12 protein-coding genes are annotated in these 13,590 nt (G+C 70.1%); 5 read left to right on the plus strand and 7 right to left on the minus strand.

Annotated elements, in window-relative coordinates:
- Window positions 1–18: 18 nt before the first annotated feature.
- Window positions 19–1,491, minus strand: coding sequence for an N-acetylglucosamine/diacetylchitobiose ABC transporter substrate-binding protein (gene ngcE / locus GCN81_RS17000; protein ID WP_156725482.1), 1,473 nt, complete (start codon window positions 1,489–1,491; stop codon window positions 19–21).
- A 1,014-nt stretch (window positions 1,492–2,505) separates the two neighbouring features.
- Window positions 2,506–2,976 carry a hypothetical protein gene (locus GCN81_RS17005; RefSeq protein WP_197287678.1) on the minus strand — a complete coding sequence of 157 codons (471 nt, stop codon included), beginning with the start codon at window positions 2,974–2,976 and terminating at the stop codon, window positions 2,506–2,508.
- A 67-nt stretch (window positions 2,977–3,043) separates the two neighbouring features.
- Here GCN81_RS17005 and GCN81_RS17010 point away from each other — a divergent pair, with 67 nt between their 5' ends.
- Window positions 3,044–3,940: an aldo/keto reductase gene (locus GCN81_RS17010; RefSeq protein ID WP_156725483.1), complete on the plus strand. Its 897-nt coding sequence runs from the start codon at window positions 3,044–3,046 to the stop codon at window positions 3,938–3,940.
- An 848-nt stretch (window positions 3,941–4,788) separates the two neighbouring features.
- Here GCN81_RS17010 and GCN81_RS17015 read toward each other — a convergent pair.
- Window positions 4,789–5,736 carry an SDR family oxidoreductase gene (locus GCN81_RS17015; RefSeq protein ID WP_156725484.1) on the minus strand — a complete coding sequence of 316 codons (948 nt, stop codon included), beginning with the start codon at window positions 5,734–5,736 and terminating at the stop codon, window positions 4,789–4,791.
- A 33-nt stretch (window positions 5,737–5,769) separates the two neighbouring features.
- Window positions 5,770–6,612 (minus strand): SDR family oxidoreductase, encoded by an 843-nt coding sequence (locus GCN81_RS17020; RefSeq protein WP_156725485.1) that lies wholly within the window; start codon window positions 6,610–6,612, stop codon window positions 5,770–5,772.
- Window positions 6,613–6,691: 79 nt separating this feature from the next.
- Here GCN81_RS17020 and GCN81_RS17025 point away from each other — a divergent pair, with 79 nt between their 5' ends.
- From GCN81_RS17025 to GCN81_RS17040, 4 genes are all read left to right on the plus strand, one after another.
- Entirely contained in the window at window positions 6,692–7,531 is an 840-nt protein-coding gene (locus tag GCN81_RS17025) for an enoyl-CoA hydratase family protein (RefSeq protein ID WP_156725486.1), read from the plus strand.
- Window positions 7,528–8,442, plus strand: a complete 915-nt coding sequence (locus GCN81_RS17030; protein WP_156725487.1) for a CoA transferase subunit A — start codon at window positions 7,528–7,530, stop codon at window positions 8,440–8,442. The genes GCN81_RS17025 and GCN81_RS17030 overlap by 4 nt, the downstream gene beginning before the upstream one ends.
- The gene (locus tag GCN81_RS17035) at window positions 8,439–9,221 is read left to right on the plus strand and encodes a CoA-transferase subunit beta (RefSeq protein ID WP_156725488.1); all 783 of its coding nucleotides are present in this window, start codon (window positions 8,439–8,441) and stop codon (window positions 9,219–9,221) included. The genes GCN81_RS17030 and GCN81_RS17035 overlap by 4 nt, the downstream gene beginning before the upstream one ends.
- Before the next feature lie 80 nt (window positions 9,222–9,301).
- The gene (locus GCN81_RS17040) at window positions 9,302–10,459 is read left to right on the plus strand and encodes an NAD(P)H-dependent flavin oxidoreductase (RefSeq protein WP_267904593.1); all 1,158 of its coding nucleotides are present in this window, start codon (window positions 9,302–9,304) and stop codon (window positions 10,457–10,459) included.
- Here GCN81_RS17040 and GCN81_RS17045 read toward each other — a convergent pair.
- The 3 genes from GCN81_RS17045 to GCN81_RS17055 form a co-directional block, all read right to left on the minus strand.
- Window positions 10,440–11,237 (minus strand): VOC family protein, encoded by a 798-nt coding sequence (locus GCN81_RS17045; RefSeq protein ID WP_156725489.1) that lies wholly within the window; start codon window positions 11,235–11,237, stop codon window positions 10,440–10,442. The genes GCN81_RS17040 and GCN81_RS17045 overlap by 20 nt on opposite strands.
- Window positions 11,238–11,429: 192 nt before the next feature.
- Complete coding sequence (locus GCN81_RS17050) at window positions 11,430–12,587, minus strand: acetyl-CoA C-acetyltransferase (RefSeq protein WP_156725490.1); 1,158 nt, start codon at window positions 12,585–12,587, stop codon at window positions 11,430–11,432.
- Window positions 12,588–12,672: 85 nt separating this feature from the next.
- Window positions 12,673–13,491: an SDR family oxidoreductase gene (locus tag GCN81_RS17055; protein WP_156725491.1), complete on the minus strand. Its 819-nt coding sequence runs from the start codon at window positions 13,489–13,491 to the stop codon at window positions 12,673–12,675.
- Window positions 13,492–13,590 lie beyond the last annotated feature (99 nt).

Below are 13,590 nucleotides of genomic sequence, written 5' to 3' on the forward strand. Positions count from 1 at the left end.
CCCCGGCCGCCGACGCACTCAGCGGTGCTTGTACTTCTTGATGGAGTCGTCCTTCGCCGTCTCGTCGGCGTACTTCTGGATCTTCTTGATGGCCTCGACCGGGGTGAGCCGCCCGGCCATCATCTCGCCCAGGCCGCCGACGCCGATCTTCTCCTTCTGCAGGGCCACGTACCAGTCCTGCATCCGGGGGTTGACCACGTTGTCACCGGCCGTCTCCAGCGCGGCGACGGCCGACTTCAGGCCCGGGGTCAGCTGGAGGCCGTCGGTGCCGCCGTTGTAGGCGGTCAGCGACTTCACCTTTCCGGTGAAGTTCTTCGACGCGGACTCGCCGAGCATGATGCGCAGTTGCTCCATGCCCCCGTCCGGGTTCTTGGACTTGGACGGAACGATGAAGGGCTCACCGCCCGCCGCCCACATGGTGCCGAACGGCATCTTGTCCGAGTCGTCGATCCCGGACGGCGCGGAGACGGCGAGGTCGAAGTCGTCCGGCATGGTCTTGGCCGCCTCGTTCTCCACCCAGGAGCCGTTGGGCAGGAAGAGCGCCTTGCCCTCCGTCCAGGCGGTCTGCGACTGGATGTGGTCAAGGCCCGGGGTGCCCTTGAGGATGTACCCCTTCTTGTACAACTCGTAGTACGCCTCGAAGCAGGCCTTTACGGCGGGGTGCTTCCACGCGTTGGGCTCAAGGTTGTCGATCGCGTCGAGCACCTCGCGGCCGCCGACCTTGGCGATCATCGGGTAGAGCGAGAAGGGGATGTAGTACGGGTGCTTGCCCGCGTAGGTCCAGGGCGCGATGCCCTTCTTCTTCGCCTTGGCGCAGACGGCGAGCATGTCGTCCCAGTTCTCTGGGTACTCGGCGTCCAGCGAGGCGAGGAGCTTCTTCGAGTACCACACCCCATAGACGGTGTACGCGTAGTACATGATCAGCACCGGGTCGCCGTCGAGCTGCCCCATCTCGACGATGCCGGGCCGCAGGGTGTCCCGTACCTTCTTGGCCGGGTCGTCGATCGACGGCGCGTCGAGTAGCGGGGTGAGGTCGGCGAGCTGCTTCTTGCTCGCCAGGACGCCCATGTCCATCTGCTTCGCACCGGAGTTGTCGATCAGGTCCGGGGGGCTGCCGCTGTTGAAGCGCGGCTGGAGCTCGGGGGTGATCTCCGTCGTGGAACGGAACTTGACCTTCGCCTTCGGGAACTTCTTCTCGTACTCCTTGACCGCGTCCTTGGCGTACTCGTCACCAAACCCGCCGTTGAAGAGGACGAACTCCATCCCCGCGCTCTCGTTGACCCCGAGCGGGTTGTCGTCGGTCTTCTTCCCCTTGTCGACCTTGTTGTCGTCGCTGTCGCCGCTGCCGCTCGCGCAGGCGGACAGGAAGCCCATGGTGGGTATCGCGACCAGGCCGACCGCGGCGGAACGCTTGATCAAATCCCGGCGCCCCAGGCCCTCCTGGTGCCCCGGGCCCTCCTGGTCTTGCCGAGCCGAATTGGAAGATCCCATGCTCAAGTCCTCGCCTTCTACAGGACTCAGGCGGTGAACCGGACCCTCCCCGGCACCGCGGTGGAGTGAAGCTGGGGTTACTGGCTGCTGGTTGCTGGCTGCTTGTGTCGTGTGTGGATACGACCGGTCGAACAGATAGGCAGACGCCGACAGGTATAGTCCACTCACGCTCGGATGGGCAAGATCGAGCACGGGTTTGGCCACCGGCTTTTCCGAGTTGAGACCTCTGGGTGATGTGCCGCGGCCACGAGATGGATGTCGCGAACAGTGACTGTCTGCCCTGTTTCGCACGGCCAAGTGCCTCACCAACGTCTGCCGCCAACGCGGCGGACCCAGCGTGGCTGACACGGCTACCCAACGAGGGCAAGTACGCCCCGACGGCCGCCCCGGAACGCAGGGCGCGGCGGCCGGAATGGGCGGTGTCGGGGGCGCCCAGCGTCCGTGAGGGTACGGGGATGGCCGCCCTCTAGTCTCGATGGTCGCGGGGCCGGGCCGGCCGTCAAGGGCGCTCCCTTTGGTCGCGTCGGCTGCGCCGATTCCGCTGTCGCTCCACCCTTGACACCCGTCCCGTCCCCGCTATGCAGACCGTGGGAGGACGGCCCAGGGGAGGCGGCGGGCAGCGCTTCGGGAGGGGCTGGCGTTTCGCTGCCGAGTGCGGACCGGTTGTGGTTGCGGGGCGCACGAGGGGGATGGGTGGTCCGACACCGGCTCAGCGACTGCGGCAGGTGGGGGTGACCGGTGCGCACGAAACCAGGTGGGACGGGCGGTGCGGGAGGGTGCGTCTGGGGCTGGTGGGGTCATGGCGGGGAGTAAAGGTGCGACTTGAGACACCAAAAGCGGGACAAAAGGGGCGACTTGCTGTCCCGAAGTCTCCTCTTACTCCCGACCGGGGCGGGCGGTCCAGCTGCAGCCCATTGTCGTCCCAGCTCACCGAAGTGTGCAGGTCGTTGAAGAGGGGCCCCGCACCGTCTTCGGCGGCCATGCGAGCCCGGTAGAAGACGTCCGCGTCCAGCACTACCCGTATCCGCGCCCAGTAGGGGGCCAGTGCGAGCTCCCAGTACGTTTCGATCTCTTCGATGACCTTAGCCAGGGGGGTCTGCGGGTCGGCGTGAAGGTCCGCAGCCGGGGGCCGAGATTCCCCTGGTGGCGGGCCAGGTGGTCGAGGTCCTGGCGTACCCCATCGGAGGGTGAGGTGAGGATCGCATCCAGGTCTGCTGCCAGCGTGGGGGCCCGCGTGCCGGGGGCCGCGGTGGGGAAGTCGGGGACGTAGCCGGTGAGCGGGATCAGCTCGGAGAGCCAGCCTCGGTTCAGCCCGGCGGCAACCAGACGCGGCCGTACCTGGTCGGTCCAGGGTCGGTGGACCAGATGCGCGGCGGTGGACGTGAGCAGTCGGAAGCTGGGCGCGATCTCCCACATCGGTGAGACGGCGAACCGCACTTGCGCCAGATCGCTCGTCGAGAACGCCAGCTCTGCCAGGACGACCACTCCTCAAGGGATTCATTCATGTGTGAATCATTGGCGGTCCAGCGTACCGTTCGGAGATCATCTCGCCATGACCTCACAGACGATCACCGCAGCGGCATCGGGCACCTTCCAGCTTGGCGACCTGACGGTCAACCGGGTCGGTTTCGGCGCGATGCGCCTGCCCCAGCACGGCGAGGCGTTCGCAGCCGACGCCGTCCCGCGCGATCGCGACCAGGCGGTTGGTGTGCTGCGCCGCGCGGTCGAGCTCGGGGTGAACCACATCGACACCGCCGCGTTCTACTTCTCACCGCTGCGCTCGGCCAACGAGCTGATCAACCAAGCCCTGACCCCCTACCAGGACGATCTCGTCATCAGCACCAAGGTCGGACCGGGCCGCGATCCCTCGGGGCAGTGGCTACCGCACGCTAGCCCCGAGCAGCTGCGCGGCCAAGTCGAGGAGAACCTGCGCCAGCTCGGACGCGACCACCTCGACGTGGTGAACCTGCGCATCGTCGGCACCGATTCCATCGCTGAACGCTTCGGCGCACTCGCCGAACTGCGCAAGGCCGGACTCATCCGTCACCTGGGCCTGTCCAACGTCCGCCCCCACCACCTCTCCGAGGCCCAGACCATCGCGCCGGTGGTCTGCGTCCAGAACATGTACGGCGTCGGCGCGTCACCCGAGCAGAAGGAATTCCTGCGCAGCTGCGGCGAACAGCACATCGCGTTCGTGCCGTTCTACTCGATCGCCGGCACCGGACGCGAAGGCGGCGCGACCACCGAAGACAGCGCAGAGGTGCACGCCATCGCCCGCGCCCATCATCTGAGCCCAGCCCAGATCCGGCTGGCGTGGACCCTGCATCAGGGCGCCCACGTGCTGGCCATCCCCGGCACCGGCGACCCTGAACACCTCGCCCAGAACGTGGCCACCGGCGCTCTTCGTCTTTCCGCAGACGAACTCACCGTCCTGGACTCCCACTCGTGATGGTGTGATGCGCGTCAACCATGAGTACGGTCGCGGCGGTGCTGTGGCCTACCTGGCCGCCTACGACTACAACGCCGCGGCACAGCCGTTCCGGTAGAGGTTCACCACATCCGACCTCGACGATCTGCTGGCCAGACTCGCCGCATCCCCGCGACCACCGCCGCGCCCCGTCCCTCCACCCGCAGCCGCCGAGCCGGGGCGGCACCACCCACCCGCCCCACCGGCCACCGACCGGTGGGGCGGGAGGGGTACGTCTGGGGCTGGTGGGGTCAGGTCGGGAAGTGAAGTGCGACTTTGCGACACCAAAAGCCAGATAAAAGAGGCAGCTTGCTGTCCCAAAGTCTCCTCTTACCTCCGACAGGGGGTCGCAGATACAGACCCAGCCAGGCCACACCCCAGCACTCGCATCCCGCAATCATCCGCAGACGCTGAGCCGGTGTGGCACCACCCCGCCCCCTCATGCGCCCCAACAACTAGTCCGCACCCGGCAGCGAAACGCGCGCCCCTCCCCCACCCGTCCCGCTGCCCCGTTTTTGGCCGCCCGGTGTACCTCGCGTTCGCGGGTCCGGGTCGGGTGTCAAGGGTGGAGCGGTAGCGGAATCGGCGGAGCCGACGCGACCGTAGGGAGCGCCCTTGATGCCCGGGCCGGACCTGCCATCATCGGACGGACCGGGCGGCCACCGGTGCCCAACGCGGTACTGGCCCACCACGACACCGACCCGACCCCACCGCGTCACCCCGTAGCGGGCTGTTCGGGGCTGGTCGGACAGGACATGGGCAAGGGCTGTCTGCGGTTCCGTGGACCGGGGGCAGCACCACCCCGGCCACCACGCCCCCACCTGCCGCAGTCAGTGGGCTGAGCCGTATACCGGTTGAGGGGGCTCGGCCGCTGTGAGGAGTTCGCGTACGGTTTCGCCTGCTTCAGGTGGGGTCCAGCGGGCGCCCTTGTCGGCGGTGGGGCCGGGGCGCCAGCCCTCCATGACCGTAATGCGGCCCGCTTCCGCTTCGAAGACCCGGCCCGTCACTCCGTCGCAGGCGGGTGAGCCGAGCCAGACGACGAGAGGGGAGACGTTCTCGGGGGCCATCGCGTCGAAGGCGTCATCGGGGGCGCCCCCACCCGGTGCGGCCATCGTGCTCGCGAAGACCTGCTCGGTCATGCGGGTGCGGGCTGCCGGGGCGAGGGCGTTGACCTGGACGCCGTACGGGGCCAGTTCGGTGGCGGAAACCAGGGTGAGGCCGATGATCCCGGCCTTGGCCGCCGCGTAGTTGCCCTGGCCGACGCTGCCCAGCAGGCCAGCGCCGGAGCTCGTGTTAATCACTCGGGCTACGGGGGTACGCCCAGCCTTCGACTCGGCGCGCCAGTACCGGGCGGCGTACTTGAGCGGCAGGAAGTGGCCCTTGAGGTGGACGCGGATCACCGCGTCCCAGTCGTCCTCGTCGAGGTTCACCAGCATCCGGTCGCGGAGGAAGCCCGCGTTGTTGACAAGCGTGTCCAGGCGGCCGAAGGACTCCAGCGCTGTCGCCACCAACGTCGCCGCGCCCTCGCTCGTAGCGATGTCACCGCCGTGGGCTACGGCCTGGCCGCCGCGCGCCGTGATCTCGTTGACCACCTGTTGGGCGGGGCTCGCTCCCACTCCCCCACCCTCCCCTCCCTCGCCCGCTCCGTCCAGGCCGACGTCCAGGTCGTTGACCACGACCGACGCGCCCTCGGCGGCGAAGGCGAGCGCGTGTGCGCGGCCGAGGCCTCGGCCCGCGCCGGTGACGGCGACAACCCGGCCGGAGCAGATTCCCGTCATGGTGACAACCCTTCAGTGGTGGGCGGATAACCGCTAGTTGGCTGCTGCCGCGTCCAGAAACGCCGGGCGCTCGCCGCCCCCATGCAGCGGCAGCGCGGCGCCGCTGATGTACGCGGCTCGGTCCGACGTGAGGAAGACGCAGGCGTCGCCCACCTCGGACGGGTCCGCAAGGCGGCCGAGCGGGACGGTGCGGCCGACGGCGGCGATGCCGTCCTCGTCGCCGTAGTGGAGGTGGGAGAGTTCGGTGTGGACCATGCCGAGGACCAGGGTGTTGACCCGCACCTTCGGCGCCCACTCGACGGCCAGCGAACGGGCCAGGTTCTCCAGTCCGGCCTTGGCCGCCCCGTACGCGGCGGTGCCGGGGGACGGCCGGGTTCCACTGACGCTGCCGATCATCACGATCGAACCGCCGCGCTCCTGCTCCCGCATCAGGCCGTACGCGGCGAGCGAGGCGGTGAGCGGGGTGATCAGGTTGAGTTCAATGGTGCGGGCCGCGTGTCGGGCATCGGCGTCAGCGTCGACATGGCCGCCACGGCCACCACCGCCACCGCCGCCACGGCCACCACCACCACCGCCACCGCCACCGAGCAGCCGGTACGGGGTGCCGCCCGCGTTGTTGACCAGGGTGTCCAGGCGGCCGTACTCGCCCTTGACCTGGGCGAAGAGCGCGCTGACTGACTCGGGGTCACGCAGGTCTACGGGCAGGAAGCGGGCCGTACGGCCCGCCGCGGCCACAGGCTGTTCCGGGGGCCTCCGCGCGCAGGCCACGACGTCCGCGCCAGCCTCGAGCAGCGCCCGGCTGATGCCAGCGCCGACCCCGCGTGTGCCGCCGGTGACGACGGCCACGTAACCCGACAGATCGATGGTCACTGCCAACGGACACCTCCCGCGACGTCTCCGCCACTGCTACCTTTCCACCTAACATTTGTTAGGTGGAAAGGTAGCTGATCCGCTCATGAGTGTCTCCACCTCCGCCCCACAAGAGGGCGTCGCCGTCGTCACCGTGGACTTCCCACCGGTCAACGCCCTTCCGGTACAAGGCTGGTACGACCTGGCCAGCGCGGTGCGCACGGCGGGGGCCGATCCCAAGGTTCGGTGCGTGGTGCTCGCGGCGGCCGGTCGCGGCTTCAACGCGGGCGTCGACATCAAGGAGATCCAGGAGATCCAGGAGCCGCGGAGCCAGGCGAACGCGATCTCGACCGCGACCTCGACCGCGGCTGCGGCTGCGGCTGCGACCGCGACCGCACCCGGGCACGAGGGTCTCATCGGCGCCAACCGTGGCTGCCACGCGGCATTCGGGGCCATCTACGACTGCGAGGTGCCGGTGGTGGCCGCCGTGCACGGCTTTTGCCTGGGCGGCGGCATCGGGCTCGTCGGCAACGCCGACGCGATCGTCGCCAGCGAGGACGCCACCTTCGGTCTGCCCGAGCTGGACCGGGGCGCGCTCGGCGCCGCGACCCATCTGGCGCGGCTGGTCCCCCAGCATCTGATGCGCGCCCTCTACTACACCTCGCGCACCGTGACGGCGGCCGAGCTGTATCGGCACGGTTCGGTGTGGCAGGTCGTACCGCGTGAGCAACTCCACTCCTCCGCCCTAGAGCTAGCGGGCGAGATCGCTGCCAAGGACGGGTACCTGCTACGGCTGGCGAAGGCCGCGATCAACGGCATCGACCCCGTCGACGTACACCGCAGCTACCGCTTCGAGCAGGGCTTCACCTTTGAGGCCAACCTCAGCGGCGTCGCCGATCGCGTCCGGGACACCTTCGGCGGCACGAACCGGAAGGGCAGCTCATGAGCCGCGACAAGACCATGACCCCCGACGATGTGATCAGCCGCCTCGAGAACGGCATGACCCTCGGTATCGGCGGCTGGGGGGCGCGCCGTAAGCCGATGGCGCTGGTCCGCGCGCTCCTACGGTCCGACGTCAGGGACTTGACGGTGGTGTCGTACGGCGGCCCGGACGTGGGACTGCTCGCCGCCGCGGGGAAGATCCGCAGGCTGGTCACGGCCTTCGTCACGCTCGACTCCATCCCGCTGGAGCCGCACTTCACGGCGGCCAGGCAGCGCGGTGCGTTCGAACTGACGGAACTGGACGAGGCGATGGTCATGTGGGGCCTGACCGCCGCGGCCCAACGGCTGCCGTTCCTGCCGGTCAGGGCCGGGCTCGGCTCGGACGTGTTACGCGTCAACCCTCAGCTCCGTACGGTCACTTCGCCGTACGAGGACGGCGAGGAGCTGATGGCGGCACCCGCGCTGCGGCTGGACGCGGCACTGGTCCACCTCAACCGGGCCGACGCCCATGGCAACGGCCAGTACCTGGGCCCCGACCCGTACTTCGACGACCTGTTCTGCGAGGCGGCCGATCAGGCGTACGTGTCCTGCGAGCGGATCGTGGAGAGCGCGGACCTGCTCAAGGAGCAGGGGACGGGGCCGCAGACGCTCCTCGTGAAGCGCGCGTTCGTGAGCGGTGTGGTCGAGACGCCGGGCGGCGCGCACTTCACCTCCTGCGCCCCCGACTACGAGCGGGACGAGGCCTTCCAGGCCGCCTACGCCCGCGCCGCCCGCGATCCGGAGCAGTGGCGGGCCTTCGGCGACCGCTTCCTGTCCGGGGACGAGGACGCGTACCAGGCCGCCGTCGCGGCCTTCCACCACCAGGACCACCACCAGGACCAGCGCCAGGACCAGCGCCAGCAGGGGGACGTATGAGTACGCCGCCAGAGGCCACGACCGCCATCCCCGTCACCCGCGCCGAGTACTGTGTCATCGCCTGCGCTGAGGCCTGGCGCGGCGCGGGCGAGATCCTCGCCGCCCCCATGGGTACGGTGCCGACCATCGGGGCCCGGCTGGCGCGGCTCACCTTCTCCCCCGACCTGCTCCTGACCGACGGAGAGGCCCAACTCATCGCGGATGCCCCGGCGCTGGGCGAGGCGCCACGGGTTGTCGAGGGGTGGCTGCCCTACCGGCAGCACCTCGCGCTGGCCGCCACCGGGCGGCGGCATGTGATGATGGGCGCCAGCCAGCTCGACCGGTACGGTAACCAGAACATCTCCTGTATCGGTGACTGGGAACGGCCGACCCGACAGCTCCTCGGCATGCGCGGCGCGCCCGTCAACACCCTCAACAACCCGACGAGTTACTGGGTACCCCGGCACTCGCTCCGCGTCTTCGTCGAGAAGGTCGACGTCGTGTCAGGCGTCGGGTACGACAACGCGGCCGCGGCCGGATCCTCCGCAAGTCGCTACCACCGCATCCCGCGCGTCATCAGCGACCTGGCCGTCTTTGACTTCGAGACGCCGGACCGATCGATGCGGCTGCGCTCCCTGCATCCGGGGGTCACAGCCGGGCAGGTGGCCGACGCCACCGGGTTCCCGCTGGCCGTACCGGACGATGTCCCGCACACCCGGGAGCCGACTGCGGCCGAACTCCGGCTGATCCGCGAGCGGATCGACCCCCAGGGGCTGCGAGAGCGCGAGGTCCGCGGATGAGCGAGACGAGCCATACGGGCCCGACGAGCGAGACGGGCCAGGCGATGAGCGACGTGAACGACATGAGCGAGACGGGCGAGATGGGCGAGACGAGCGAGACGGGCGACATCAGCATCCGCACCCCGCTCACCGACCTGGTCGGCGTGCGCCATCCGCTCGTGCAGACCGGTATGGGCTGGGTGGCCGGTCCCCGGCTGGTCTCGGCCACCGCGAACGCGGGCGCACTGGGCATCCTCGCGTCGGCCACCATGACGGTGCCGGAGCTGCGCGCGGCGGTCCGTGAGGTCACGTCCCGTACGGACGCGCCCTTCGGGGTCAATCTGCGGGCGGACGCCGGGGACGCGGCCGAGCGGGTGCGGATCATCGTCGAGGAGGGGGTAGGGGTCGCGTCGTTCGCGCTGGCGCCCTCGCGGGAGCTGATCGCGCGCCTGAAGGACGCCGGGGTCGTCGTCATCCCGTCCGTCGGCGCCCGGCGGCACGCGGAGAAGGTCGCCGCGTGGGGCGCTGACGCGGTGCTGGTGCAGGGCGGCGAGGGTGGCGGCCACACCGGGGACGTCGCCACCACCGTGCTGCTGCCCCAGGTGGTGGACGCCGTGGACATCCCGGTGATCGCGGCGGGCGGCTTCCACGACGGGCGGGGTCTGGTCGCGGCGCTGGCGTACGGGGCAGCCGGGATCGGGATGGGCACCCGCTTTCTGCTCACGTCGGACAGCACGGTGCCGGACGCGGTGAAGGCGAGGTACCTGGCCGCGTCGGTCAAGGACGTCACCGTGAGCACCAAGGTGGACGGGCTGCCGCACCGCATGCTCCGTACCGACCTGGTGGATTCGCTGGAGCGCTCCGGCCGGGCCATGGCGCTCCTGCGGGCCGTGCGGCACGCCGCCGCCTTCCGGCGCCTGTCCGGTCTCAGCTGGGCGCGTCTGGCCCGCGATGGCCGGGCGATGAAGCACGGCAAGGAACTGACCTGGAGTCAGATGCTGCTGGCCGCCAACACACCCATGATGCTCAGAGCCGCGATGGTTGAGGGCCGCGCCGACCTCGGTGTGATGGCCTCCGGGCAGGTCGCGGGGGTGATCGACGACCTGCCCAGCTGCGCCGAGCTGGTGGAACGGGTGATGACCGAGGCCCTTCGGACCCGTCAGAACCTCGCCGCGCTCACCACACCCACCCCACCCACCACGCTCGCCGCTCTCAGCCCTCTCAGCCCTCTCAGCCCCGTCACATCGGAGCAGGGGTGAGCACCACGAATTCCGCCCCGGACGGGTCCACGCAGACCGCCAGTCGGCCGACGCCCTCCGCGTCCTCCGGGCCCATGTTGATGGTGCCGCCGTTGCCCGTCACCTTCGCGACCGTCGCGTCGCAGTCCGCCGTGGCGAATACCGGGTGCCAGTAAGGGCGTCCACCGGTCAGGGGGAGGTCCTTCGCGCTCATCTCCATGAGGCCGCCGTGCATACGCTCTTCGGGCTGCCCGGCCGGAGTGATCATCCAGTACGTCATACCCTCGGCGCCCGGCAGCGGGAACGCGGTCGTCTGCCAGCCGAAGAGGTCACCGTAGAACGCCTTCGCGCCCTCCGCGTCGGTCGTCATGAGTTCGACCCAGCACAGCGAGCCCGGCTCGTCGGCTGCCTCGAGGCCCGGCATCGTGTTCGGCTCCCAGACGGCGAACTGGGCCCCCTGCGCGTCGCTGAGCTGGGCGAACTTGCCCGCGCCCATGGCGTCCGTCGCGGGGGTCCGTACGGTGCCGCCGGCCTTCTCGGTCTGCTGGACCGTGGCGTCGACGTTGTCCGTGTGGAAGTAGACCATCCACGCGGGCTTGGCACCCTCCTCGGTGAGCCGGCCGATCGCGCCGACCGCCTTGCCGTCCTTCCGTAGGAAGCCGTAGTCACCCGCCTCCTCGCCCATGGACTCGAAATCCCAGCCGAAGACGGCGCCGTAGAAGCGGGCCGCGGCCTGGACGTCGGGGGCTCCGAGGTCGATCCAGGACGGTGAGCCGGGCACAAAGTCAGTGGTGATCATGGAGTGACTCCTTTCACGCTGCACACGGATGCCGACCTCAGCCTGGCATCCGTCGCTGGCCATCGCCTCTTGAGGCGCTACTCAGTGAGACCGCCGAGCGCGGCGAAACTCATCGCCCCGCGGGCACCGAGTCAAGCCAGGCGCCTACAAGCGCTCGATGCCAGGTGCCTATAAGCGCTCGATGTCAGGCGCTCACAAGCGCTCGATGATGGTCACGTTGGCCTGTCCCCCGCCCTCGCACATCGTCTGGAGGCCGAACCGGCCCCCGGTCCGCTCCAGCTCGTGCAGCAGGGTCGTCATGAGCCGCGCTCCCGTGGCGCCGAGCGGGTGGCCGAGCGCGATCGCGCCGCCGTTGACGTTGACCTTCGCGGGGTCGGCTCCGGTCTCCTTGAGCCAGGCCAGGACCACCGGGGCGAACGCCTCGTTTATCTCCACCAGGTCGATGGCGTCCAGGGTCATCCCCGCCTTCTTCAGCGCGTACGCGGTGGCCGGGATCGGTGCGGACAGCATCCGGATCGGGTCCTCGCCACGCGCCGAGAGGTGGTGAATCCGGGCGCGGGGCGTCAGCCCGTGCTCCTGGACCGCCCGCTCGCTGGCGATCAGCAGCGCCGACGCGCCGTCGGAGACCTGCGAGGAGACGGCCGCCGTCAGCAGGCCGCCGTCGACGACCGGCTTCAGTGCGGCCATCTTCTCCAGCGACGTGCCCCGACGCGGCCCCTCGTCGACCCGCACCTCCCCGTACGCGGAGATCTCGCGGTCGAAGCGGCCCTCGTCGATGGCCCGTAGCGCTCGCTCGTGGGAGCCGAGGGCGAACTCCTCCATGGCGCGGCGGGTGATCCCCCACTGCCGGGCGATCAGTTCGGCGCCGTGGAACTGGTCGACCGGCGCGTCGCCGTACCGGGCCCGCCAGCCCTCGCTGCCCAGGAACGGGCCTTCGGTCAGGCCGAGCGGCTCGGCGGCCTGGCGGGACGCGAAGGCGATCGGTACCTGGGACATGTTCTGTACGCCGCCCGCGACCACCAGGTCGCTGGTGCCGGACAGCACGGCCTGCGCGGCGAAGTGCACGGCCTGCTGCGACGAGCCGCACTGCCGGTCCACGGTCACGCCCGGCACTTCCTCGGGCAGACCGGCGGCCAGCCAGCAGGTACGGGCGATGTCACCGGCCTGCGGGCCGACCGTGTCCAGGCAGCCGAAGACGACGTCCTCGACGGCCCCCGGATCGATCCCCGAGCGCTCGACGAGCGCCCTGAGCACATGGGCGCCGAGGTCGGCGGGGTGGACGGCGGCCAGGCCGCCGTTCCGCTTGCCGACCGGGGTGCGTACCGCTTCGACGATGTATGCCTCGGCCATGGCCGCGACGCCTCCTTGGTCCGTTACCTACAGGGTGCCGCTCCCTACAGGGTTGCCCGCTCCCTACAGGGTGCCGCTGCCCGCGTCACGCGTGCTGGCTGCTCACCGAGATCACCTCGCCGGTGAGGTACGAGGAGTAGCCGCTGGCCAGGAAGACGATGGTGTTCGCGACCTCCCAGGGCTCCGCGTACCGGCCGAACGCCTCGCGCGCGGTGAGCTCTTGGAGCAGCTCGGGGGTGGTGACCTTCACCAGGTGCGGGTGCATGGCGAGGCTGGGCGCCACCGCGTTGACCCGTACGCCGAAGTCCGCGGCCTCCAGTGCCGCGCAGCGGGTCAGGGCCATCACCCCGGCTTTGGCGGCCGCGTAGTGGGACTGGCCCTTCTGGGCGCGCCAGCCGACCACGGAGGCGTTGTTGACGATGACGCCGCCGTGGCCCGCCGCCTTCATACGGCGCAGGGCGGCGCGGGTGCAGCGGAAGGTGCCGCCGAGGGTGACGTCCAGGACCTTGTCCCACTCGGCGTCGGTCATGTCCACCAGGTCCGTGGTGCCGCCGAGTCCGGCGTTGTTGACGACGATGTCGAGGCGGCCGTGGCGCTCTTCGGCGAGGCCGAACAGGGCGGCGACCTGCGCCTCGTCGGTGACGTCGCAGGGCAGCGCGGCGACCCGCTCGGGGCCGTACGCGGCGCCCAGCTCGGCCTCGGTCTCCTTCAACCGGCGGGCGTGCGCGTCCGATACGACGACGTCGGCGCCCTCTTCGAGGAGGCGGCGGGCCGTCGCGCCGCCGATTCCGGCGCCCGCGGCGGCGGTGATGACGGCATGGCGGCCGGTCAGCAGGCTGTGGCCGGGCTCGTACGGCGGGGGCGGGTGTGGGTGTGGGTGTGGGGGCGGGTGCGGGTTGGTCATGAACCGGCCCTCTTTCGGGACGAGACGACGCCTCGACGACTGTGATCCCGTACGTTAATCTACCAAACACTTGTTAGGGAAGCGGAGAGGAAGCGGGCG

The sequence above is a fragment of the Streptomyces apocyni genome (assembly GCF_009739465.1).
GTDB classification, from domain to species: Bacteria; Actinomycetota; Actinomycetes; order Streptomycetales; family Streptomycetaceae; genus Streptomyces; species Streptomyces apocyni.

Bases quoted from the DNA above. Each gene is read 5' to 3' on its own strand.
- ngcE (WP_156725482.1), bottom strand. From the start codon at position 1,491: ATGGGATCTTCCAATTCGGCTCGGCAAGACCAGGAGGGCCCGGGGCAC.
- GCN81_RS17010 (WP_156725483.1), top strand. From the start codon at position 3,044: ATGACCTCACAGACGATCACCGCAGCGGCATCGGGCACCTTCCAGCTT.
- GCN81_RS17015 (WP_156725484.1), bottom strand. From the start codon at position 5,736: ATGACGGGAATCTGCTCCGGCCGGGTTGTCGCCGTCACCGGCGCGGGC.
- GCN81_RS17025 (WP_156725486.1), top strand. From the start codon at position 6,692: ATGAGTGTCTCCACCTCCGCCCCACAAGAGGGCGTCGCCGTCGTCACC.
- GCN81_RS17030 (WP_156725487.1), top strand. From the start codon at position 7,528: ATGAGCCGCGACAAGACCATGACCCCCGACGATGTGATCAGCCGCCTC.
- GCN81_RS17035 (WP_156725488.1), top strand. From the start codon at position 8,439: ATGAGTACGCCGCCAGAGGCCACGACCGCCATCCCCGTCACCCGCGCC.
- GCN81_RS17040 (WP_267904593.1), top strand. From the start codon at position 9,302: ATGGGCGAGACGAGCGAGACGGGCGACATCAGCATCCGCACCCCGCTC.
- GCN81_RS17045 (WP_156725489.1), bottom strand. From the start codon at position 11,237: ATGATCACCACTGACTTTGTGCCCGGCTCACCGTCCTGGATCGACCTC.
- GCN81_RS17050 (WP_156725490.1), bottom strand. From the start codon at position 12,587: ATGGCCGAGGCATACATCGTCGAAGCGGTACGCACCCCGGTCGGCAAG.
- GCN81_RS17055 (WP_156725491.1), bottom strand. From the start codon at position 13,491: ATGACCAACCCGCACCCGCCCCCACACCCACACCCACACCCGCCCCCG.